At 73.2% G+C, this 21,814-nt stretch carries 20 protein-coding genes; 18 read left to right on the top strand and 2 right to left on the bottom strand.

Annotation, left to right across the window (positions count from 1 at the left end; genetic code table 11):
- Nucleotides 1–37: 37 nt before the first annotated feature.
- On the bottom strand, nucleotides 38–313 hold the full coding sequence (locus AB0I15_RS50600; protein WP_358113649.1) for a carboxylesterase family protein: 276 nt from the start codon (nucleotides 311–313) through the stop codon (nucleotides 38–40).
- Nucleotides 314–466: 153 nt separating this feature from the next.
- Between AB0I15_RS50600 and AB0I15_RS50595 the strand changes: the two genes are divergently transcribed.
- The 14 genes from AB0I15_RS50595 (at nucleotide 467) to AB0I15_RS50530 (ending at nucleotide 15,403) form a co-directional block, all read left to right on the top strand.
- A complete protein-coding gene (locus AB0I15_RS50595) occupies nucleotides 467–1,090 on the top strand; it encodes an IclR family transcriptional regulator C-terminal domain-containing protein (RefSeq protein WP_358113647.1) in 624 nt (207 codons plus the stop codon).
- A gap of 43 nt (nucleotides 1,091–1,133) precedes the next feature.
- On the top strand, nucleotides 1,134–2,891 hold the full coding sequence (locus AB0I15_RS50590; RefSeq protein ID WP_358113645.1) for an aldehyde ferredoxin oxidoreductase C-terminal domain-containing protein: 1,758 nt from the start codon (nucleotides 1,134–1,136) through the stop codon (nucleotides 2,889–2,891).
- Nucleotides 2,892–2,990: 99 nt separating this feature from the next.
- A complete protein-coding gene (locus AB0I15_RS50585; RefSeq protein WP_358113643.1) occupies nucleotides 2,991–3,749 on the top strand; it encodes an SDR family oxidoreductase in 759 nt (252 codons plus the stop codon).
- 2 nt (nucleotides 3,750–3,751) lie between these two features.
- On the top strand, nucleotides 3,752–5,113 hold the full coding sequence (locus tag AB0I15_RS50580; protein ID WP_358113641.1) for a lyase family protein: 1,362 nt from the start codon (nucleotides 3,752–3,754) through the stop codon (nucleotides 5,111–5,113).
- Complete coding sequence (locus AB0I15_RS50575) at nucleotides 5,110–6,057, top strand: thiamine pyrophosphate-dependent dehydrogenase E1 component subunit alpha (RefSeq protein WP_358113639.1); 948 nt, start codon at nucleotides 5,110–5,112, stop codon at nucleotides 6,055–6,057. Before AB0I15_RS50580 ends, AB0I15_RS50575 begins: the two co-directional genes overlap by 4 nt.
- Nucleotides 6,050–7,024 (top strand): transketolase C-terminal domain-containing protein, encoded by a 975-nt coding sequence (locus AB0I15_RS50570; protein ID WP_358113637.1) that lies wholly within the window; start codon nucleotides 6,050–6,052, stop codon nucleotides 7,022–7,024. The genes AB0I15_RS50575 and AB0I15_RS50570 overlap by 8 nt, the downstream gene beginning before the upstream one ends.
- Before the next feature lie 38 nt (nucleotides 7,025–7,062).
- Nucleotides 7,063–8,061, top strand: coding sequence for a sugar ABC transporter substrate-binding protein (locus AB0I15_RS50565; protein ID WP_358113635.1), 999 nt, complete (start codon nucleotides 7,063–7,065; stop codon nucleotides 8,059–8,061).
- Nucleotides 8,055–9,572, top strand: coding sequence for a sugar ABC transporter ATP-binding protein (locus AB0I15_RS50560; protein WP_358113633.1), 1,518 nt, complete (start codon nucleotides 8,055–8,057; stop codon nucleotides 9,570–9,572). The genes AB0I15_RS50565 and AB0I15_RS50560 overlap by 7 nt, the downstream gene beginning before the upstream one ends.
- A complete protein-coding gene (locus AB0I15_RS50555; RefSeq protein WP_358113631.1) occupies nucleotides 9,559–10,749 on the top strand; it encodes an ABC transporter permease in 1,191 nt (396 codons plus the stop codon). Before AB0I15_RS50560 ends, AB0I15_RS50555 begins: the two co-directional genes overlap by 14 nt.
- A complete protein-coding gene (locus tag AB0I15_RS50550; RefSeq protein ID WP_358113629.1) occupies nucleotides 10,746–11,207 on the top strand; it encodes a VOC family protein in 462 nt (153 codons plus the stop codon). Before AB0I15_RS50555 ends, AB0I15_RS50550 begins: the two co-directional genes overlap by 4 nt.
- A 34-nt stretch (nucleotides 11,208–11,241) precedes the next feature.
- Nucleotides 11,242–12,105, top strand: coding sequence for an amidohydrolase family protein (locus AB0I15_RS50545; RefSeq protein ID WP_358113627.1), 864 nt, complete (start codon nucleotides 11,242–11,244; stop codon nucleotides 12,103–12,105).
- Entirely contained in the window at nucleotides 12,102–13,190 is a 1,089-nt protein-coding gene (locus tag AB0I15_RS50540) for a Gfo/Idh/MocA family oxidoreductase (RefSeq protein ID WP_358113625.1), read from the top strand. Before AB0I15_RS50545 ends, AB0I15_RS50540 begins: the two co-directional genes overlap by 4 nt.
- Nucleotides 13,187–14,188 (top strand): LacI family DNA-binding transcriptional regulator, encoded by a 1,002-nt coding sequence (locus tag AB0I15_RS50535; RefSeq protein ID WP_358113623.1) that lies wholly within the window; start codon nucleotides 13,187–13,189, stop codon nucleotides 14,186–14,188. The genes AB0I15_RS50540 and AB0I15_RS50535 overlap by 4 nt, the downstream gene beginning before the upstream one ends.
- Nucleotides 14,189–14,446: 258 nt before the next feature.
- Nucleotides 14,447–15,403 carry an arabinan endo-1,5-alpha-L-arabinosidase gene (locus AB0I15_RS50530; RefSeq protein WP_358113621.1) on the top strand — a complete coding sequence of 319 codons (957 nt, stop codon included), beginning with the start codon at nucleotides 14,447–14,449 and terminating at the stop codon, nucleotides 15,401–15,403.
- Nucleotides 15,404–15,406: 3 nt separating this feature from the next.
- On the opposite strand, the gene AB0I15_RS50525 is transcribed toward AB0I15_RS50530, so the two are convergent.
- Nucleotides 15,407–16,396, bottom strand: coding sequence for an ABC transporter substrate-binding protein (locus tag AB0I15_RS50525; protein ID WP_358113619.1), 990 nt, complete (start codon nucleotides 16,394–16,396; stop codon nucleotides 15,407–15,409).
- Between the two features lie 68 nt (nucleotides 16,397–16,464).
- Between AB0I15_RS50525 and AB0I15_RS50520 the strand changes: the two genes are divergently transcribed.
- The 4 genes from AB0I15_RS50520 to AB0I15_RS50505 all read left to right on the top strand — a co-directional run bounded on the left by AB0I15_RS50520 (nucleotide 16,465) and on the right by AB0I15_RS50505 (nucleotide 21,674).
- On the top strand, nucleotides 16,465–17,064 hold the full coding sequence (locus tag AB0I15_RS50520) for a PadR family transcriptional regulator (RefSeq protein ID WP_358113617.1): 600 nt from the start codon (nucleotides 16,465–16,467) through the stop codon (nucleotides 17,062–17,064).
- A 76-nt stretch (nucleotides 17,065–17,140) separates the two neighbouring features.
- Complete coding sequence (locus AB0I15_RS50515; RefSeq protein ID WP_358113615.1) at nucleotides 17,141–18,493, top strand: SLC13 family permease; 1,353 nt, start codon at nucleotides 17,141–17,143, stop codon at nucleotides 18,491–18,493.
- Entirely contained in the window at nucleotides 18,490–20,214 is a 1,725-nt protein-coding gene (locus tag AB0I15_RS50510; RefSeq protein WP_358113614.1) for a thiamine pyrophosphate-binding protein, read from the top strand. The genes AB0I15_RS50515 and AB0I15_RS50510 overlap by 4 nt, the downstream gene beginning before the upstream one ends.
- Nucleotides 20,211–21,674, top strand: a complete 1,464-nt coding sequence (locus AB0I15_RS50505; protein WP_358113612.1) for an aldehyde dehydrogenase family protein — start codon at nucleotides 20,211–20,213, stop codon at nucleotides 21,672–21,674. The genes AB0I15_RS50510 and AB0I15_RS50505 overlap by 4 nt, the downstream gene beginning before the upstream one ends.
- The last annotated feature ends 140 nt before the right edge of the window (nucleotides 21,675–21,814 follow it).

The following is a 21,814-nucleotide window of genomic DNA, read 5'->3' as shown; positions in this document are numbered from 1 at the left end:
GCGCAGGTGGCGCAGGCGCTGGCCAAACGCGATCAGATCAAGCTCCTGCGTCAAAGACGCGCCAGCGCAGGTCGCCGACGGGCGGGGCGGCGTAGGGCAGGGCCAGGAAGCGGTCCACGCCGTCGGCGCGCGCACCGCGTACGGTGCCGGCGTCGGTACGCGCCACGGGCCGGCCGCCCGTCGAGACGGCGGCGGATGGGACGGCGGATGCGGCGGCGGATGGGACGGCGGGGACCGTGGTGAGCAGCAGCGCGGCGGTGGCCGCGATCGTTCCGAGCAGGCGGGGCAGGGTCGGTCTGAGCGCTACGGCCATGATGAGCAGCTCCTTCGAGGGAACGGCTTCGGATGCGCTCGACACCCTACGAGCGGGGTGGCGCCGGCGGCAGCCCGCGCACCGCTGAACGGAAGACTTTCCTCACCACGCCCTGAGACAGGGGGTGAGCGGATCAGTCAGGGAGGTGCGCTCATGACCACCGCAGGGATGCCCGGTGGCGGCGTCCACGCCCGAACCGGAGGGCCGGCGGCGGGCCGTTCCGTGACCAGCCGGGTCCTGAGCGTGCTCAGCGCGTTCTCCGGCGAGCGCCGCCGGATGAGCCTGTCCGACATCAGCCGCAGGACCCAGATGCCGCTGACGACGGCGCACCGCCTGGTCAGCGAGCTGGTGTCGTGGGGCGCGCTGGAGCGCGACCGCGACGGCCGCTACCAGATCGGGCTGCACCTGTGGGAGGTGGCCGCGCTGGCGCCGCGCGGTCTGGGGCTGCTGGCGTACGCGCCGCCGGAGGTCCAGGAGCGGTACCTGGCGGGGCCGCTGGCGGCGTTCACCTCCCGCACGATCACGGACCCGGCCCGGCTGCGGTCGGTGCTGGCCGAGGTCCGGCGCGCCGGGTACGTCATCAGCGACCGCCAGGTGACGCTGGACGCGGTGTCGGTGGCGGCTCCCGTGCGCGACGCGTCCGACGAGGTGACGGCGGCGCTGTCGGTCGTGGTGCGGCACGGCGACGACCCGCTGCCGGGCGCCCTCGTCCCGGTCGTGGTGACCACGGCGCGCGGGCTGTCGCGGTGGCTGCGCTCGCATCCCGGGCGGCCGTAGCGAGGGTTGCGCCCGCCGGGTGATGTGTGATGTGGTGCCGCTCGTGCCGATCATTGTGGATTTGACCAGCGGGAACGTGGAAAAGGAATACCTCTCTGCCGAGAGGGGGCATTTCGGGGGATCGATCCTGGGGCTGCGGTTGCTGAGCGAGCGGACTCCGGCGGGGCTGGATCCGTACGACCCGCGGGCGCTGCTGTACGTCGCGGCCGGGACGCTGGGCGGCACGGCGGCGCCGGGCCTGGCCAAGGCCGTGTTCCTGGCCAAGTCGCCGCTCACGGGGGTGGCCGGGGAGGCGCACGCGCTGGGACCGTTCGCGGCCGGGATGCGCGGGGCGGGCGCCAGGGCCCTGGCCGTGACGGGACGGGCCGAGCGGCTGTCGTACCTGCTGATCGAGAACGGCGAGGCGTCGTTGCACGAGTGCGCCGACCTGCGCGGGCTGGGCACGGGCGACACCACCGACGCGCTGCGCGCCCGGCACGGCGACGCCGCCCACGTGGCGGCGATCGGCCCGGCCGGGGAGAACCTGGTGCGCTACGCGAGCGTGGTGACCGATCACGCCTACGCCGCCGGCCGCTACGGGCTCGGCGCGGTCTTCGGCGCCAAGAACCTCAAGGCCGTCGTGTGCGTCGGCGACGCCCCGGCGCAGGTCGCGGACCCGGCGGCGGTCGCCGCGCTGACCGCCTACTACCGCGCTTCCCTGGCCACGAACCCGCTCGCCGCCCTGCAGTTCGGCGAGCCGGGGTTCGCCGGCTGGGCCGGCGAACCGCTCGACCCCGGGTACGCCTCGGTCCGCAACTTCTCGGTGCCGGGCGCGCCGGGCCTGCGCGTCCCGTCGGCCCGGGACTACGACGGCCGCGCGCTCACCACCACCGGCTCCTGCCCCGGCTGCCCGAACGACTGCATGAAGGTCTACGGGCGGCGCTCGGGCGGGCTCGGGCAGGAGGCGTTCGTGTCGCTGGGCTGGAACCTCGGCATCGACGACCTCGCCACGATCCTCGACGCGAACGCCCTCTGCAACGACCTCGGCCTCGACCCGGTCTCGCTCGGCGGCACGCTCGCCTTCGCCATGGAGTGCGCCGGGCGCGGCCTGCTCCCCGGCGGCCCGGCCTTCGGCGACCCGGCGGCTCTGGCCGGGCTGATCGCGGACGTCGCCACCCGCTCGGGCCCGCTGGGCGACCTGCTCGCCGAGGGGGCGGCCAGGGCCGCGGCGCGCGTCGGGCCGGCGGCGGCGCCGTACGCGATGACCGTCAAGGGCGCCGAGCTCCCCTGCTTCGACCCGCGCATCCAGCCGGGCATCGGGCTCGGCTACGCGATCGCCCCCGGCGGTCCCCGCTACGATGCCCTGGAGCACGACCTGGACTTCGACCCGGTGGCCGGCCTGGCCTACAGCTTCGCCGAGGCCCGCAGGATCGGCGCCGAGCCCGCCCCGGCCGGTGAGCTGGACGAGGAGCGGGGCCGCCGCACCGCCCGGCTGCTGCGGCTGTGGAGCGCCCTCGACGCGCTCAACCTGTGCGTCTTCGCCTCCACCCCCACCCGCCCCCTCACCATCGACCACCTGACCGCCCTGGTCACCGCCGTGCTCGGCACGGGCTTCACCCTGGACGACCTGCTGGCGGCCGGGCAGGAGCGCCTGGACGCCATGCGCGCGTACGCCGTCCGCGAGGGCGGCGGCCCCGACGAACTCCCGGACCGCCTGCACACGGAGCCCATCACGGAGGGCCCCCACACGGGCGCGGTCCTGGACCGGGCGGCCTTCGAGCGGGCCCGTACCGCCTTCTACGAGGAGCTTGGCTGGCGTTAACGCCTTAGAAAAACGTTTGACCTCCCTCTTGTTCGGTTTGTGAGGCCACTGCTATGTTCTGGTCAATCGTTTGAACGCGACAGAGGGAGACCACCGGGGATGGCTGTCACGATCGACCTGACCGGGCGCACCGCGCTCGTCACGGGCGGCGCCGGAGGGCTCGGGCTCGCCTGCGCCCGCGCGCTGCGCGACGCCGGAGCGGACGTCGTGCTCTCCGACCTGGAGGGCCCCCGCCTGACCGGGGCGGCGGACGAGCTGGGCGTCGCGGCGCGGCCGGCCGACCTCACCGACCCGGAGCAGGCGCGGTCGCTGGTGGACGGGCTCGGCCGGATCGACGTGCTGGTGAACTGCGCCGGGATCATGCGCACCACTCCCCTGCTCGACATCGAGCCGGAGGAGTGGCGGCGGATCGTGGACGTCAATCTGAACGCCGCCTTCTGGCTCACCCAGGCCGCCGGCCGGCGGATGGCCGAGCGGGGTGGCGGCTCGATCGTGACCCTCGCCTCGGTCGCCGCCCGCTCCGGCCGCCCCAACGCCGCCCACTACTCGGCCACCAAGACGGCGCTGCTCTCCCTGACGAAGTCGGCCGCCGAGGCGCTGGCCCCCGTCCGGGTCAACGCGGTCTGCCCCGGCGTCTTCCTCACCGCCATGTGGGACGACATCATCAGCGACCGCGACCGCCGCTTCGGCCCCGACGCGGGCGCCGGCTACCTCAAGGAGGTCAGCGAGCGCTCGCCGCTGCGCCGCCCCGGGCGGCCCGAGGAGGTCGCCGCCGCGGTGCTGTTCCTGGCCAGCGACCTGGCCTCGTTCATCACGGGCCAGGCGCTGAACGTCGACGGCGGACTGGAGATGAACTGACCTTGGAGACCCGGCAGACCTTCAAGCTGCTGCCCGAGCTGTACGGCGACGGCGCGATGGCGGAGATCTTCTCCGCGGAGCGCACCGTGCTGGCCTGGCTGCGCACCGAGGCGGCGCTGGCCCACGCCCAGGCCGAGGCGGGCCTCATCGGGCCGGACGACGCGACGGCCATCGCCGCGGCCTGCGTGCCCGCCACCATCGACCTGCCCCGCCTCTGGGAGGAGGCGGTGAACGTGGGCTACCCGATCCTGCCCCTCGTCCGGATGATCTCCGCGGCCCTGCCCGAGGGCCCGAACGGGCGCGTCCACTACGGCGCGACCACGCAGGACATCATGGACACCGGGCTCGCCCTGCAGATGGGCGAGGCGCTCGACCACCTGGCCGCGCTGCTGGCCTTGTTCGGCGACGCGGTCGCCCGGCTGGTGGCCGCGCACGCGGGCACCGTGATCGCCGCGCGCACGCACGCGCAGCAAGCCGTGCCCACGACGTTCGGCGCGAAGATGGCGGTGCTGCTGGCGGAGGTGGCCCGGCAGCGCGAGCGGGCGGCCACGGCCGCGCGGCAGGTGCGGGTGGTGTCGCTGTTCGGCGCGGGCGGCACGTCCGCGGCCATGGGCGAGCGCTCGTCGGCGGTCCGCGAGAGCCTGGCCGGCCGGCTCGGCCTGCGCACCACCGAGGTGCCGTGGCACGTGGCCAGGGACGGCGTCGCCGAGTTCGGCGTGACCTGCGCGAGCCTGGCGGCCACCGCGGCCCGCTTCGCCCGCGAGGTCGTGGACCTGTCGCGGACCGAGGTCGGCGAGGTGCGCGAGGCGGGCGGCCATCACCGCGGCGCCTCCTCCACGATGCCGCAGAAGGCCAACCCGATCGGCTGCGAGGCCGTGATCGGCATGTCGGGCACGGCCGGCGCGCTCAGCTCCGCCCTGTTCCGGGCGATGGAGGCCGGGCACGAGCGGGCGGCCGGCGAGTGGCAGGTGGAGTGGTACGTCGTCCCGCTGCTGGCCGAGCTGGCCGCCGGCGCGCTGGCCACGGCCGCCGAGGTCGCCGCCGGACTGCGCGTCTACCCCGGCGCGATGCGGGCCAACCTGGACGCGGAGGGCGGGCTGATCATGGCGGAGGCGTACATGATGCGCCTGGCCCCCGTCCTGGGCCGGGAGCGGGCTCACGACCTGGTCTACAAGGCGGCCCACGAGGCCCGCGAGCGGGGCCGGCCGCTGGCCGACGCGCTGCGCGACGTGGCCGGGCCCGACGACCTGGAGAGCCTGGGCGCGCTGCCCATCCCGCCCGAGTCCTACACCGGCGACGCCGAGGCGGTCTGCGCCGCGGCACTGGACGCCTGGCGGAACGAGCCCTGGAGGAGTGAGCGATGAGTGCGAGAAGGCTGGCGGACCTGCTGGCCATGTGGCGGATCCGCGCCTTCGAGGAGAAGGTGCGCGACCTGCGGGCCGAGGGCCCGATCGTGGGCTCGGTGCATCTGTGCATCGGCCAGGAGGCCATCCCGGTCGGCGCCTGCGACGCGCTGGAGGAGCGGGACGCGCTGTTCGCGACGTACCGGGGCCACGGGTGGGCGCTGGCCAGGGGGGTGCCGGCGGAGCCGCTGTTCGCGGAGCTGATGGGCCGGGCGAGCGGGGTCAACGGCGGGCGGGGCGGGTCGGCGTACTTCACGGCCGCCGAGTACGGCTTCCACGGCGAGAACTCGATCGTGGGCGCCGGCGCGCCGATCGCGTGCGGCGCGGCGCTGGCGGGCCGTCACGACGGCTCCGGCCGGGTCGCGGTGAGCGTGTTCGGCGACGGCGCGATGAACCAGGGCGCGGTGCACGAGGCCATGAACTTCGCCGCCGCGTTCGCCCTGCCGGTCGTGTTCGTGTGCGAGAACAACCGCTACTCGGAGCTGACCCCGATCGCCGACATGGTGCGCACGCCGCGCCTGGCCGACCGCGCCGCCGCGTACGGCATGCCGGGTCACCGCGTCGACGGCAACGACGCCGAGGCGGTCCGCTTCCACGTGCGCGACGCGGTGGAGGTCGCCCGCGAGGGCGGCGGGCCGACGCTGCTGGAGTGCATGACCGAGCGCCTGGTCGGCCACTACATCGGCGACGCCGAGGCCTACCGCCGGCCGGGCGAGCTGGACCGGATCAGGCGCAGGGAGCCGATCGCCCGGCTACGCGAGGGCCTGCTCGCCGACGGGGTGCCCGGAGGCGACATCGACGCGGTGGAGCGCCGGGCGCGGGCCGAGATGGACTCCGCCGCCGCGGCCGCGCTGGCCGCGCCCTTCGCCGACCCCGCCACCGCAAGGGAGCACCTCTATGCGTGAGCTGTCCTACGGCGAGGCCGTGAACGCGGCCCTGCACCGGCTGATGGAGGAGCTGCCGGAGACCCTGGTCTACGGCGAGGACGTCGGCGTGCCCGGCGGTGTCTTCGGCGTGACGCGGGGGCTGCGCAAGCAGTTCGGCGACCGGGCGTTCGACACCCCGATCAGCGAGTCGGCCATCCTGGGCAGCGCGGTGGGCGCGGCGATGATGGGCCGCCGTCCGATCGTGGAGATCATGTGGGCCGACTTCTCGCTGGTGGCCCTGGACCAGATCGTCAACCAGGCGGCCAACGTCCGGTACGTGTCGGAGGGCCGGCTGCGGGCGCCGCTGACGATCCGTACGCAACAGGGCAACGCGCCGGGCGCGTGCGCGCAGCACTCGCAGTGCCTGGAGGCGCTGTTCCTGCACGTGCCGGGGCTGCGGGTGTGCATGCCGAGCACGCCGCAGGACGCCTGCGACCTGCTGGTGACCGCGGTGCACTGCGACGACCCGGTCCTGGTGATCGAGAACCGCACGCTGTACTTCGGGGCGAAGGAGCCGGTCGACACCGGCCGCCCCGTGCAGCCCATGGGCGCGGCGCGCACCCGCCGCGAGGGCTCCGACGTCACGATCGTCACCTGGGGCGCCATGACGCACCGGGTGCTGGAGGCGGCCGAGGCCCTCTCCGGGCAGGGCGTCGACGCGGAGGTGCTGGAGACGCCGTGGCTCAACCCGTTCGACACCGAGGCGGTGATCGCGAGCGCCCGCCGTACGGGCAGGCTCGCGGTCGCGCACGAGGCGAACGTGACCGGCGGCTTCGGCGCGGAGGTGGTCGCCCGCGTCGCGGGGGCCGGGGTGCCCCTGCTCGCGCCGCCGATCCGGATCGGCGCGCCGGACGTGCGGATGCCGGCCGCGCCGGTCCTGGCGCAGGCCCTGGTGCCCGACGCCGCTCGAATCTCGGGGGATGTACTCGCCCTGGTCAAGGGCTGACAACCCAATGGTCAAACGATTGACTTAGCAGGAGAACCATGAAGAAGGCATTCCTCGTCGCCGCCGCGCTGATCGCCGGCGCGACGGCCTGCGGATCCACCGGTGCCGACACCGGTGCGAACGGCGGCACGGCCACCAGTGCGGCCGGCGGCAAGAAGGAGTACACCGTCGGCGTCTCCAACCTGGGCCTGAGCTTCCCCTTCCCGGCCGCCATCGGCAAGGGCATCAAGGAGGCGCAGAGGCTCGGCGTCAAGATCGTCGAGCTGGACGCCCAGGGCAAGGCCGACAAGCAGAGCAACGACGTCCAGGACCTCATCGCCCAGCAGCCCGACGGCGTGCTCATCCTGCCCGTCGACTCCGGCGTGGCACAGGGCCTGGCCGACCGCCTCAAGGCGTCGCAGATCCCCACGGTCGCCGTGGCCTCGCAGGTCGGCGACCCGAAGAAGCGCCGGCTCAAGGACGTCTACCCGGGCCTGGTGGCGCTGGTCACCCAGGACGAGTACGCCGCGGGCGGCAAGGCCGGCGAGATCGCCGCGAACGTCGTGCCCGGCGGCGGCAAGCTCGCGATCGTGGAGGGCGCGGCCGGGTTCGCCGAGGTGGTGCAGCGCTTCGCGGAGTTCCCGAAGTCGGCCCAGGCCAAGGGAGCCACATACGAGGTCGTGGCCCGCCAGCCCGGCGACTGGGTGCAGGACAAGGCCCAGTCGGCCTGCCAGAACATGCTCTCGTCCAACCCCGACACGCAGCTCTTCTACGCCGAGTCCGACGACATGGCGGTGGGCTGCGCCAAGGCCGTGAGCGCGGCCGGCTCCAAGGCCAAGATCGTCGGCATCGGCGGCAGCAGGCTCGGCATCGACGCGGTCAAGTCGGGCGCCATCTCCGGCACCGTCTGCTACAAGCCCGAGGACCTCGGCAAGCTCGCCCTGACCACGCTCCTCCAGCACCTGACCGGCGAGAAGAAGCAGGACGCGGCCTTCGTCACCTACGACACCCCGGCCATCACCAAGGACAACCTCACCGACTGCACGCCGCAATGGTAGGAACGCCCCTGCTGTCCCTGGAGGGCATCGGCAAGTCGTTCCCCAACGGCACCGTCGCGCTGAAGGACGCCCGCCTGACCGTGCACCCGGGCAGTGTGCACGGGCTGGTCGGCGCGAACGGCGCGGGCAAGTCCACGATGATCAAGGTCATCGCGGGCGCCCACGCCCCCACCTCCGGCGTCGTGCGGTGGAAGGGCGAGGAGGCCGTCTGGCGCACCCCGGGCGCGGCCAGGAAGGCCGGGGTGGCGACGATCATGCAGCACGTGCCGCTCGCCCCCACCCTCACCGTGCTGGAGAACGTCTTCCTGGGCGCCGGCGGCCCCTGGCGGCTGCCGCGCTCCCGGCGCGTGGAGTTCGCCCGGCTGCTGGAGCGGGTCGGCTACACCATCGACCCGGACGCGGAGGTGGCCGGCCTGGCCATCGGCGAGCGGCAGATGGTGGCGATCCTGCAGGCCCTGGCCACCGGCGCCGAACTCGTCGTGATGGACGAGCCGACCGCCTCGCTCGCCGAGGGCGAGCGGCAGGTGGTCTTCGACGTCGTCCGCCGCCTGTCCGCGCAGGGCACCGCGTTCCTGTACGTCTCCCACTTCCTGGACGAGGTGCTCTCCCTGACCGACCAGGTCACCGTGCTGCGCGACGGCACGGTCGTGGACGAGGGCGCCACCGCCGACTACGACGAGGACCGCCTGGTCCAGGTGATCGTGGGCCGCGACCTGCTGGCCGTGGAGCGCGGCGGCACCCAGCCCGCCGCCCCGGACGCCCCCGTGCTGCTGTCCGTGCGCGGGCTCGGCTCGGCGACGGGCGTGCGGGACGTGTCGTTCGAGGTCAGGGCGGGCGAGGTGATCGGGTTCGCCGGGCTGCTCGGCTCCGGCCGCTCGGAGATCCTGCACGCGGTCTACGGCGCCGACGCGCGCGCCCACGGCGCGGTGCTCGTCGAAGGCCGCCCGGTCCGCCGCAGCCCGCGCGCCGCCGTGGCCGCGGGCATGGCGCTGGTGCCCGAGGACCGCGGCACCCAGGGCCTGATCGGCACGTTCCCGATCTGGAAGAACATCTCGCTGCCCCACCTGCCGGACCTGTCGTCGGGCCGGTCGCTGCCGCACGAGCCCGCCGAGACCGAGCGCGCCCGCCGGGCCATCGCCGACCTCGGCATCGTCTGCCCCGGCCCCGGCGCGCTGCCGACCGAGCTGTCCGGCGGGAACGCGCAGAAGGTCGTCTTCGGCAAATGGCTGTACGGCGGCGCCCGCGTGTTCATGCTCGACGAGCCCACCGCCGGCGTGGACGTCGGCGCCAAGGCCGACATCCTCGAACTCGTCCGCCGCTTCGCCGCCGGCGGGGGCGCGGTGCTCGTGGTGAGCAGCGAGTTCGAGGAGATCCTGGCCGTGGCGACCCGGGTGCTCGTCGTACGCCAGGGCCGGATCGTCGCCGAACGGGCGGCACACGAGACATCCGAGGAGGAGCTGCTGATGCTGGCGAACGGATTCGGCGAAGGGGGTGCCCATGAAGGACGATAGGCGTTCACGACTGGCGGCGGCGCTGCGGCCGGGGAACGCGGGCGTGGTCTACGCCCTCCTGCTGATCGTCGCCGTGCTGACGCTGCTCACCACCCGGCTCGGGCGCCCGCCGTACCTGTCGGCCACGAACGTCATCAACATCCTCGACCAGTCGTCGCTGATCGCGATCCTCGCGGTGTTCACCACGGTGGTCCTGATCAGCGGGAACTTCGACCTGTCGGTGGCGTCGGTGGCCGCGTTCTCGGCCGCCACCGTGCTCAGCCTGGTCGCCCCGCTGGGGCTGCCGCTCGCGATGGCGATCGCGCTCGGCGCCGGGCTGGTGTGCGGGGCGGTGAACGGGCTCATCGTGCAGCTCGTCGGCATCAACGCGTTCATCGTGACGCTCGGCACCATGACGGCGGTCCGCGGCCTGGTGCTCATCCTGACCGATGGCCGCACGATCACCGCCGAGGATCCGCAGGCCCAGAGCTCGCTGATCGCGCTGCAGGCCGGTTACTGGACGGTCCCGCACGTCCTGGCGATCCTCGGGGCGGCCACCGTGGCCGCCGGTGTGGTCCTGCTGGTCCGCGGCTCCCGCCGGGCCGCGATCGTCACCCTCGTGGCGGGCGTCGCGGCCGTCGCGCTGAGCCCGGTGCTCGGGTTCGAGCTGCGGCTGAGCAAGCCCACGTACTACCTGATCGTGATCGCCGGCCTCACCTGGGCGGTGCTGCGCTACACGGTCATCGGCCGCCGCCTCTACGCGGTCGGCGCCAACGCCGAGGCCGCGCGCCTGTCCGGCATCAACGTCAGCCGCTACAAGATCGGCGCGTTCGTCCTGAACGGGCTCGGCTCCGGCTTCGTCGGCATCCTGTTCGCCGCCAAGCTGCTGGCCATCAACCCGACCGGCCTGCAGGGCACCGAGCTGACCGTGCTGGCCGCGGCCATCCTGGGCGGCACCTCGCTCTTCGGCGGCCTGGGCAGCGTGCTGAAGTCGGTGGTGGGCGCGCTCATCCTGTTCACCCTGGACAACGGCTTCAACGTGCTCAACCTCGGCGCCAACTACCAGGGCGTGATCGTGGGCACGGTCGTCGTCGTGGCCGCCGCGATCTACACGGTCGCCGGGCGGCAGCGGCAGGTCAAACGGGTACGGGAAGCGTCGAAACCGCAGGCCCCGATCAGGCAGGAGGCGCTCGGATGAGAGGCGTCTGGCACTTCTCGTTCACGGTCGCCGATCTCGACAGGTCCGTGGCGTTCTACCGCGACCTGCTCGGGTTCACCCTGGTGCACCGGCAGGAGCAGGACAACGACTACACCCGCCGCCTGGTCGGCTACCCCGACGCCGTGCTGCGGGTGGCCCAGCTCGCCGTGCCCGGCCAGCCGCGCGGCGTCTCCACGCACGACCTGGAGCTGGTCGAGTACGTACGCCCCCGCGGCGAGCCCCGCGACCCGGCCCGCCACCTGCCCGGCGCCGCCCACCTGGCGCTCACCGTCGAGGACGCCCGCGCCGAGCACACCCGGCTGGCGGCGGCCGGCGTGCGGTTCGTCAACCCGCCGGCCGAGATCACGGCGGGCGTGAACAGGGGCGGCTACGCCTGCTACTTCCTCGACCCGGACGAGATCACGCTGGAGCTCGTCCAACCTCCTGCTAGTTTGTGACGCTCAAACGATTGATCATGGGAGGAGGGGCTGGATGACCGTCGTCGACGCCCACCAGCACTTCTGGAACCTGGAGACGGGTTCGTACCCCTGGCTGACGCCGGAGGCCGGGCCGATCTTCCGCACGTTCGAACCGGCGGAGCTCGTCCCCCAGCTCGCCGCGGCCGGGGTCGACCGCACGGTCCTGGTGCAGTCGATGGACTCCTACGCCGACACCGACGCGATGCTCGCGCAGGCCGACGCGCACGACTTCATCGGCGCGGTGGTGGGCTGGGTGCCGCTGGACCGGCCCGAGGAGGCGGCCGGGGCGCTGGAGCGATACCGGCGCCATCCCCGCTTCGCCGGGGTCCGGCACCTCATCCACGACGAGCCCGACCCGGACTGGGTGCTGCGGGACACGGTGATCGAGGGGCTGAGACTGCTGGCGGCGGCCGGCGTGCCGTTCGACGTGGTGGCGGTGCTGCCGCGCCACCTCGAACATGTGCCGGTGCTGGCCGAGCGGGTGCCCGGCCTGCGGATGGTGATCGACCACCTGGCCAAGCCGCCGATCAAGGAGAAGGGCTGGGAGCCCTGGGCCTCGCTGCTGGCGCGGGCGGCCGAGTGCCCCGGCGTGCACGCCAAGGTCTCCGGGCTGAACACGGCGGCCGACGCGGGGACGTGGACGGGCGAGGACCTGCGGCCGTACGTGGCGCACGCGGTGGAGGTGTTCGGGCCGGAGCGGCTGATGTTCGGCAGTGACTGGCCGGTCGCGCTGCTCGCCGGCGACTACGCCCGGGTGTGGCGGGAGACCGGGGTCGCGCTGTCCGGCCTGGACGCCGCCGGCCGCGCGGCCGTGCTCGGCGGCACCGCGGCCCGCTTCTACGGCATCCCGTCCGGCGGCCAGGAGGTCTCCTCGTGATCGACGTGTTCGCGCCCATCTCGGCCGCCGCCGACCTGAGCATCCCGGCCGCGCATCGGCGGCCGATCGCGGTCGTCGGTGCCGGGGCCATCGTGGACGTGGCCCACCTGCCGGCCTACCGGCAGGCGGGGCTGGAGGTGACCGGGCTGTTCGACCTCGACGCCGGCCGCGCCGCCGAGGTGGCCGCCCGGCACGGGGTGCCGCGGACGTACGGGTCGCTGGAGGAGTTGCTGGCCGACGAGCGGGTGGCCGTCGTGGACATCGCGGTCGCCCCGCGAGCGCAGCCCGGCGTCGCGCGGGCGGCGCTGGCGGCGGGCAAGCACCTGCTGTGCCAGAAGCCGTTCGCGCCCGACGTCGCCACCGGCCAGGGCATCGTGGACCTGGCGGCGGCCACCGGGCTCAAGGTCGCGGTCAACCAGCAGCTCCGCTTCGACGAGGGCATCGCCGCCGCCCGCGCCATGGTGCGGGCGGGCTGGATCGGCGAGCCGACGGCGATGACGTTCACGGTGAACATCCTCACCGACTGGAGCGCCTGGGACTGGCTCGTCACCACCGACCGGCTGGAGATCGCCTACCACTCCATCCACTACCTCGACGCGATCCGCTCGATCCTGGGCGACCCCGAGCGCGTCTTCTGCACCGGCAGCCGCACGCCCGGCCAGCTCGCCAAGGGTGAGACGCGCACGATGAGCACGCTCATCTACCCGGGAGAGGTGCGGGCCCTGGTGCACGCCACGCACGAGAACCGCACCGGCGACCAGGAGGCATCCTTCCGCATCGACGGCGCCCAGGGCGCCATCAAGGGCACGCTCGGCCTGCTGTACGACTATCCGCACGGCCGTCCCGACACCCTCGAGGTCAGCAGCCGGGTGCTGCCGACGGACGGCTGGCTGCCGTACCCGGTGACCCGGCGCTGGCTGCCCGACGCGGTGGCCGGGCCCATGGGCTCGCTGCTGCGGGCGATCGCCGAGGGCGGCGAGCCGGAGACCTCCGGCGCCGACAATCTGGGCACGCTGCGCCTGCTCGACGCGCTCTACCGTTCGATGGACAGCGGCGAGAGCCGTCGTCCAGGATCGTCGGCATGATGCGCACCCGGGTCACGCTCGCCGACGTCGCCGCGATGGCGAAGGTGGATCGGGCCGTCGTCTCGCGGGTCGTCAACAAGGACCCCACGCTCAACATCCGGCCGGAGACGCGCGAGCGGGTGCTGGCGGCGATCGACGAGCTGGGCTACCGGCCCAACGTCGCCGCGCGGAGCCTGCGCACGTCGCGGGCGCACATGTTCGGGCTGTTCATCCCCGACTTCGCCAACCCGGTCTACGCCGAGATCATCAAGGGCGCCGAGGCGGAGGCCGCGGCGCAGGGCTACGTGCTGGTCACCGGCAGCGCGACGGGGGCCGGGCTGGGCGAGTACATGGACCGGATCGGGCAGGGCCGCATCGACGGCCTGCTGCTGGCCGGGGCCGGCGACGACTCGGGGCTCATCGGGCAGCTCGACCAGGCGGCCATCCCGTGGCTCATGCTCAACAACCGCAGCCGGAGCGTCAAGCGGTACGTCATCCTCGACGACCAGCGGGCCGCCGCGCTGGCCGTGCAGCACCTGGTGCTCCTCGGCCACCGCCGCATCGCCCATCTGGCCGGCCCGGCGCGCGCCGACACGGCCGCGCGCAGGTCGGCGGGCTACTCGGCGGCGATGCGCGAGGCGGGCCTGGCGGAGGGGCCGATCGTGGCGGCCGACTACACGCCGGCGGGCGGGGCCGCGGCCATGGCCCGGCTGCTGTCGATCGCCGAGCGGCCGACGGCGGTGTTCGTGGCGAACGTGGCCTCGGCCATCGGGGCGATGCAGGGTGTGCGCGCGGCCGGGCTGGAGATCCCGCGGGACGTCTCCATCGTCGCCGTGCACGATCTCGACCTGGCCAGTTACCTCTATCCGGCGCTCACCACCGTACGGATGCCGCTGGCGGAGCTGGGCCGGCGCGGCGTCACCCTGCTGGGCAGCCTGAAACCCGACGACACGGTGGCCGAGGTGCTGGCCGGCCCGATCGAGCTGATCCAGCGCCGCTCCACGGCGCCCCCTCCCTGAACGATCGCCCGGCCGGGGTCGCCCGGCCGGGCCTCCTGACACTGACGGCGCAGCCTCCAACAGGGATGTTAGCGTTAACATTCCATGCGGAAAGCGGCCCGAACGTACGAAGACTGACAGGATCTGTCAAGACCTCGTGACATCGGCGCAGCTCAGGGATGTAACTTTCACAGGCGGTTGACGGCCGGGAAAAGCCGCGCCTACATTGCCTCCGACGCACCGGCGCAGCGTCCGGCAGGCCCGATCCGAGGAGGACCCTTGCGCCGCCTGTCCCGTCTCATCGCCGCCGCGAGCACCCTGGCGCTCCTGGGCGCCGCGTTCGCCTATCCCAATCCCGGCCGGGTCACCGGTGACGTCGTCGTCCACGACCCCACGATGATCCGCACCTCGACCGGCTACGTCCTGTACTCCACGCACGGCTACCTGGAGGCCCGCACCTCCCCCGACCGGATCACCTTCACCCGGGCGGGCAACGCCTTCCGCTCGCCGCCGTCGTGGTGGCGGACGTACTCCTCCGGCAACGACCCGTGGGCGCCGGACATCTCCCAGCAGGGCGGGAGATACCTGATGTACTACGCGGTCTCCAGCTTCGGCTCCAACAACTCCGCCATCGGCCTGGCCACCAGCTCGACCGGCCAGCCCGGCACGTGGTCCGACCAGGGCATCGTCTACGCCACCACGACGAGCAACGACCACAACGCCATCGACCCCAACCTGCTCGTCGACGCCTCGGGCCGGTGGTGGCTGAGCTTCGGCTCCTACTGGACCGGCATCCGCATGATCCGGCTGAACCCCTCGACCGGCAAGCGGCTCTCCTCCGACCAGACGCTCTACCACCTCGCCACCCGGCCCGACGCCCCCTACGCCGTCGAGGCCCCCGACATCGTCCGGCACGGCGGCCACTACTACCTGTTCGCCTCCTACGACCGCTGCTGCGCGGGCACGAGCAGCACGTACAAGGTCAAGGTCGGCCGCTCCACCAGCCCCACCGGCCCCTACACCGACCGCTCGGGCCGGTCGATGCTGAGCGGCGGCGGCACGCTCGTCCTGGAGACGCACGACCGCGTCATCGGCCCCGGCGGCCAGAGCGTCCTGTCCGACGTGGACGGCGACCTGCTCGTCTACCACTACTACGACGGGGCCGACAACGGCACGCCCAAGCTGGGGATCAACCTCATCGGCTGGGACTCGGCCGGCTGGCCGTACGTGTACTGACGCCTACAGCCGGAACCCGTCGGAGGCCTGCCCGAGCACGACCTGCTCGGGCGCCCACCGCCGCTTGGCCAGCCCCTGCTCGTGGGAGTAGGCGGCGAACCGGTCGAGGACGTGCCTGTTGCGCTCCAGCCCGTAGGCCCAGTAGTCCTCGCCGAGCACGTCCAGCGTCTCGCGCACGTGATCGTGCAGCCACGGCAGCATGACCTTGAGCGCGTTGCGGTGCAGCAGTTCCTCGTACGCGAGACGCAGCGACTCCTCGAACGCCTTGTACAGCGAGCGCGCGATCCACGGGTGCCGCTCGTACAGGCCGCGCCGGACCACCACCGTGTGCATGATCGGGAAGATGCCGGTGCGCCGGAAGTAGTCCTGCTCCACCCGCCTGAAGTCGGGGAACAGGTGCCCGACGCCCGGCTCGCGGCCGAAGCACGACGGCTGCGCGGCGCTGTAGAGCGCGTCCAGCTCGCCCGCGGCGAGCATCTCCGACAGGTTCCGCTCGCGCGGGATGGGCCGCACCCGGATGCGCTCCGGCAGGTCGAGCGGCAGCTTCTCCTCGCGCCCGCCCTGCTCGAGCCCCCCGGTCCAGTACGTCACCGCGTCCACGGGCACGCCGTGGTGCTCGGCCAGGATCCCGCGCTGCCACACCGCGGCCGTCATCTGATATTCCGGCACCCCGACGCGCTTGCCGATCAGGTCACCGGGCTCCTCGATGCCGCTGCGCGCGTTGACGTAGATCGACTGGTGGCGGAAGAAACGCGAGGGGAAGACCGGCAGCGCCACGAACGGCGGTTCGGGCTCCTCCAGCGTGAGCAGGTAGGACGACAGGCTCATCTCGCTGACGTCGAACTCCCGGTGGCGGAGCTGGCGGTAGAAGGTCTCCTCGACCGGCAACGTCAACTGCGTGAGGTCGATGCCCTCCGGCCGCACCCGCCCCTCCCGCAGCGCCTTGGTGCGGTCGTAGTCCCAGCAGGCGAACGACAGGGAGAGCTCCGACATGAACGCACCTCTTCCGCTTCGATTTAGGTCAACTATGACATAAACGCATTGCTGGATAAGGTGGCCCCATGTCGCTGCGTCACGCCCTGCTGGCCCTGCTGGAGGCCGGTCCGATGACCGGCTACGAGCTGGCCAAGCAGTTCGACCAGTCGGTCGCCTACGTGTGGCACGCCCAGCACTCGCAGATCTACACCGAGCTGCGCAGGCTGGAGGGCGAGGGGCTGGTCGTGGCCGAGACGCTGGCCAGGGGCGACAGGGCCACCAAGCGGGCCTACACGCTCACCCCCGAGGGCCTGGCCGAGCTGCGGAGCTGGGTGCGCGAGGTGGAGGAGCTGCCGGCGGTGCGCGACTCGGCGTACGTCAAGGCCACCTACCTCGAATACGTGTCGTTCGACGAGGCCAGGGCGCAGTTCAGGGCGCACCGGGCGCACTACGAGGCGCTGCGCGACCGCTACGAGCTGCACGCCGACCAGCTCGCCCGGCGGGAGACCGCGCTGCTGCGGCGGCGGCTGGCCGGCTCGCCCGGCGCGGCCCACGACGCGATCGTGGCGTTCAAGGTGCACGCCTACCGGGGGCTCATCGCGCGGGCCAGGACCGAGATCGAATGGGCGAACCGGGGCCTGGAGCTCATCGACCGGCTCAGCGACGGGGGCGCGTCGCCTAAATAAGTCACTATTGACTTATATTCTGGCTCCGCCGTACGGTCAGCCCACGCGTCGCATCGGCACGCGAGGAGGATCGTCGATGTCCCTGCAGATCGTGTCCGTCATCGTGCTGCTCGCGGTCTTCGTGGTCGGCACGACGCGGCCGGTCAACCTGGGGGCGCTGGCGCTGGTGGCCACGTTCGGCGTGGGGATGCTCCTCGCCGGCGAGGACTTCGACACGGCGGTCTCCGGGTTCCCGATCGACGTGTTCCTGCTGCTGTTCGGGGTGACGTACCTGTTCGGGATCGCCTCGGTGAACGGCACCGTGGAGTGGCTGGTCGGCTCGGCGGCACGGCTGGTGCGGGAGAACCGCACGGCGATCCCCTGGGTGCTGTTCGCGCTGGCGGCCATCCCCACCACGGCCGGGGCCGCCGGGCCCGCCGGGGTGGCGCTGCTCGCGCCGATCGCGCTGCGCATGGCCGAGAAACACCGGATCAACGCGCGGCTGGCCGGGCTGATGGTCATCCACGGGTCCAACTCGGGCAACTTCTCCCCGCTGAACGTGCTGGGCGTCATCGTCAACGGCACCGTGGACCGCGACAACCTCGACGTGGACCCGGTGTGGCCGTGGGTGGGCAACTTCGCGTTCAGCGTGGTGCTGGGCGTGGCGACGTTCCTGCTGTTCGGCGGGCGCGAGCTGATGAAGGAGCGCCGCTCCGCCGCCCCGGCCCTCGCCGCGCGATCCACCCCCGGATCCCCGGAACCCGTCCCCGGATCCGCTTCTGAGCCCGCCGCCGCCGGTGAACCGGCACCCCCTCCCCGGCCCGCCGGCGGCGGCGTACCCGGCCACGACGACGCCCCCTCGCCCGTCGTCCTCACCGCCACTCTCCTCGCCATCGTCGGTGTCGGCGTCGGGGCCCTCGGCTTCGACCTGGAGATCGGCGTGCTCGCGATCACCGCGGCGGTCGTCCTGCACCTGCTGTTCCCCGCCTCCAGCAAGGGCGCCCTGACCAGGGTGAGCTGGAGCACCGTCCTGCTGATCTGCGGAGTCGTCACCTATGTGGCGCTGATGCAGCGCATGGGCACGGTGAAGATGATCGGCGAGAGCGTCGCCGGGATCGACTCGCCGCTGCTCGCGGCCCTGCTGCTGTGCTTCATCGCGGGCCTGACCTCGGCCTTCGCCTCCAGCATCGGCGTGCTCGGCGCCATGATCCCGTTGGCCGTGCCGTTCCTGCTCAGCGGCGACATCGGGGTCACCGGCGTGGTCATCGCCCTCGCCATCTCGGCCACGGCGGTGGACGCGACCCCGTTCTCCTCGATCGGGGCGCTCACCGTGGCGAGCGCGCCGGAGCGCGAGCGCGAGGGCCTCTACCGCGGCCTGATCAGGTGGGGCTTCTCGATGGTGCTGGTCGCGCCGCTGACCACCTGGCTGATCTTCGTGGTGATCGCGTGACCGGCGCCGAGCTCGTCGTCGAGGTGCTCGCCGCCGAGGGCGTCTCCCAGGTGTACGGCATCCCGGGCACCACGATCATGGATTTGCTGGACGCGCTGGCCCGGCAGGACCGCGTCCGCTACCTGTCGGTCCGTCACGAGCAGGTCGCCGCCTCCATGGCCGACGGCTTCTCCCGCGCCTCCGGCGGCCTGGGGGTGTGCGTGGCCTCGCGCGGCCCCGGCGCCACGAACCTGGCCACCGCCGTGGGCAACGCCTTCGACGAGTCCGTGCCTCTGCTGGCCCTCATCGGCCAGGTGCCCGGCGACGTGGCGGGGCGGGACGCGTTCGAGGAGTTGGACGTGGTGTCGTTGTTCCGGCCGATCACGCGGTGGCAGGTGGAGATCGGCCGCGCGGACCGCATCCCCGAGCTGCTGCAGCGGGCCGTACGCCGCGCGCTGTCCGGCCGCCCCGGCCCGGTGCTGGTCTCGCTCCCGCTGGACGTGCTCAGGGACGAGACCGGGGCCCGGCCGCGGCCCCGCTTCCGCCCCGGCCTGCCTCGCCCCTCCCACGAGGACTCCCTGACCGCCGCCCGCGTCCTCGCCGAGGCCGAGCGTCCCGCCGTGATCGTGGGCGGCGGGGTACGCCCGTCCGCCGCAGCGTGCGGCGTGGGCGCGGGCGGCTTGGGAACCGCCGCCTCCGCCGCCGGCCCGGCCGGGTGGCCCGGCTCGCCCGTCATCGGGCTGGCCGAGCGGCTGGCGGCCCCGGTCGTCACCACCTGGTCCCGCAAGAACCGGTTCCCCAACGACCATCCCAACTTTCTCGGCGCCCTGGGCGCGGGCGCCTTCCCCGTCACCGAGCGGATGATCAAGGAGGCCGACGTCGTCCTGGCCCTGGGCTGCCGCTTCTCCGAATTCACCACCAAACGCTGGACCCTGCTCACCCCCGGCACCCGCCTGATCCACGTCGACATCGACCCCGCCGAGCTGGGCAAGGTCTACCCGCCGGAGGTGGCGCTGCACGCCGACGCGATCCTGGCCGCCGCCGACCTGCTCGACCTGCTGGGCCCGGACCGCGACCCCGTCAGGCGGCACCGGCTGGCCGCGTCGCGCAGGTCGTACGAGCTGGAGTGCCGTCTTCCCGAGACCGGGCCGCCGCCCGAGGGCACGGTGTCGTCGGCGGAGCTCGTCCATGGCCTGGCGCAGATCCTGCGCGCGCACCCGGCGGTGCTGGTCGTGGACGCCCCGAGCACCGGCGTCTGGGTGCAGCGCCACATCGGCTTCACCCGCCCCGGCAGCCACTTCGCCTCCGCCGGGGGCGCGATGGCCTGGGGTTTCCCGGCCGCGCTCGGGGTGCAGCTCGCCCGTCCGGCCGAGCGGGTGATCTGCCTCAGCGGCGACGGCAGCTTCTGGATGGTGGCGCAGGATCTGGAGACCGCCGTACGGGAGCGCGTCCCGGTCGTGACGGTGGTGGCCGACAACTACGCGTACGGGAACACGAGGGACCGCCAGCGCACCGCCCACCAAGGGCGATATTTCGGGGTCTTCTACGACAATCCTGACTTGGCGGAGTTCGCCCGGCTGCATGGTGCCCACGGCGAGCGCGTGACGTCCGCGGCCGGCCTCGTACCGGCGTTGGAGCGCGCGCTGGCCTCCGGCAGGCCCGCGATCGTCGACGTCGTCCAGGACCGCCACGAGGGCCTGCCCCCCGGCCTCACCCCGCTGCCCGCCGGAGAGCGGCCGTGAAGCCGTCCGAGCATCCCTGGCGGCTGCTGATCGGCGGTGAGCCGGTGCCCGCCGTGAGCGGCCGCCGCTACCCCTCGGTCGATCCCAGCACGGAGGAGCCGATCGCCCTGGTCCCCGACGGCGGGGCCGAGGACGTCGAGGCGGCCTACCGGGCCGCCGCCCGCGCCTTCCCGTCCTGGCGCGCCACACCCCCGCGCGCGCGGGCGGCCCGCCTGCGCGACCTGGCCCGCGTCCTGCGCGGCAACCGGGAGGAGCTGGCCACCCTGGACGCCCTCGACCTGGGCAGCCCGTACCGCGAGATGCTCCTCGACGTGGACCGGGCCGCCGACTCCCTCGACCTGTTCGCCGACTGCGCCCTGGAACTGCGCGGCGAGGTGATCCCCGCCTCCGCCGACCACCTGCACTACACGACGCGCGAACCCTACGGGGTGGTCGGCCGCATCCTGCCGTTCAACCACCCGATCATGTTCGCCGCGGGCAAGATCGCCGCCCCGCTGGTCGCCGGCAACACGGTCATCGTCAAGCCCGCCCACCAGACGCCCCTGTCGGCCCTGCGCATGGGCGAGCTGTTCGCGGACCTGCTGCCCCCGGGCGTCCTGAACATCGTGACCGGAGCGGGCCCGGAGCCGGGCATCGCGATCGCCGCCCACCCCGGCATCCGCCGCATCGCCTTCATCGGTGGCGAGCGCACCGGCCGCGCCGTCCAGCGGACCGCCGCCGAGGCCGCCGTCAAGCACGTCACGCTGGAGCTGGGCGGCAAGAACGCCATGGTCGTCTTCCCCGACGCCGACCTGGAGGCGGCCGCCCGGAGCGCCGTCAAGGGCATGAACCTGACCGCCGGCTCCGGCCAGTCCTGCGGCTCGACCTCCCGCCTGCTCCTCCACACCGCCATCGCGGACACCGTGACCGACCGCGTCCGCACCCTCATGAGCGCCCTCAAGGTCGGCCCCGCCCTCGACCCGGACACCGACGTGGGCCCCCTCGTCTCGGCGGAGCACGCGGCCCGCGTCCTCGCCCACCTCCGCACCGCCCGGAAGGAGGGCGCCGTCGTGGCCACCGGCGGCGGCCGCCCGGGCCACCTCGCCCGCGGCTACTTCGTCGAACCGACCCTGCTCACCGGCGTCCGCCCGGACATGACCGCCGCCAACGAGGAGATCTTCGGCCCCGTGCTGAGCGTCCTCACCTTCGCCGCGGAGCAGGAGGCGCTGCGCCTGGCGAACGCGGTCGAGTACGGCCTGACCGCCGCCGTCTGGACCCGCGACCTGACCCGCGCCCACCGCTTCGCCGCCGCCTTCGAGGCGGGCTTCGTGTGGGTGAACGGATCTTCCCAGCACTTCCCCGGAGTGCCGTACGGCGGGGTGAAGGCGTCGGGGGTGGGCCGGGAGGAGAGCGTCGAGGAACTGATCGGCTTCACCCAGACCAAAGCGGTGACCGTGTTCGGAGCCGGGATCCAGGGCTGAGGCGGTCCGCGCCCGCCGGGGCCGCACCCTGATCGATCCCGGTTTGCGGATGTCCGAATTTACGCCATTGACATCTCCACAAACCGGACTCTAGGTTGTGCGAAACGTTTCGACAACCTTATCGGCCCTCCCCTGGGCCG

It is taken from the genome of Nonomuraea sp. NPDC050643 (assembly GCF_040654715.1).
Classification (GTDB): Bacteria; Actinomycetota; Actinomycetes; order Streptosporangiales; family Streptosporangiaceae; genus Nonomuraea.
The sequence above is the reverse complement of the archived record's forward strand: the minus strand, read 5'-3'. Positions and strand labels throughout refer to the sequence as shown.

Coding starts and splice junctions, on each gene's coding strand:
- AB0I15_RS50585 (WP_358113643.1), top strand. CDS start 2,991: ATGGCTGTCACGATCGACCTGACCGGGCGCACCGCGCTCGTCACGGGC.
- AB0I15_RS50535 (WP_358113623.1), top strand. CDS start 13,187: ATGATGCGCACCCGGGTCACGCTCGCCGACGTCGCCGCGATGGCGAAG.
- AB0I15_RS50550 (WP_358113629.1), top strand. CDS start 10,746: ATGAGAGGCGTCTGGCACTTCTCGTTCACGGTCGCCGATCTCGACAGG.
- AB0I15_RS50595 (WP_358113647.1), top strand. CDS start 467: ATGACCACCGCAGGGATGCCCGGTGGCGGCGTCCACGCCCGAACCGGA.
- AB0I15_RS50525 (WP_358113619.1), bottom strand. CDS start 16,396: ATGTCGGAGCTCTCCCTGTCGTTCGCCTGCTGGGACTACGACCGCACC.
- AB0I15_RS50555 (WP_358113631.1), top strand. CDS start 9,559: ATGAAGGACGATAGGCGTTCACGACTGGCGGCGGCGCTGCGGCCGGGG.
- AB0I15_RS50600 (WP_358113649.1), bottom strand. CDS start 313: ATGGCCGTAGCGCTCAGACCGACCCTGCCCCGCCTGCTCGGAACGATC.
- AB0I15_RS50570 (WP_358113637.1), top strand. CDS start 6,050: ATGCGTGAGCTGTCCTACGGCGAGGCCGTGAACGCGGCCCTGCACCGG.
- AB0I15_RS50560 (WP_358113633.1), top strand. CDS start 8,055: ATGGTAGGAACGCCCCTGCTGTCCCTGGAGGGCATCGGCAAGTCGTTC.
- AB0I15_RS50565 (WP_358113635.1), top strand. CDS start 7,063: ATGAAGAAGGCATTCCTCGTCGCCGCCGCGCTGATCGCCGGCGCGACG.
- AB0I15_RS50515 (WP_358113615.1), top strand. CDS start 17,141: ATGTCCCTGCAGATCGTGTCCGTCATCGTGCTGCTCGCGGTCTTCGTG.
- AB0I15_RS50575 (WP_358113639.1), top strand. CDS start 5,110: ATGAGTGCGAGAAGGCTGGCGGACCTGCTGGCCATGTGGCGGATCCGC.
- AB0I15_RS50520 (WP_358113617.1), top strand. CDS start 16,465: ATGTCGCTGCGTCACGCCCTGCTGGCCCTGCTGGAGGCCGGTCCGATG.
- AB0I15_RS50545 (WP_358113627.1), top strand. CDS start 11,242: ATGACCGTCGTCGACGCCCACCAGCACTTCTGGAACCTGGAGACGGGT.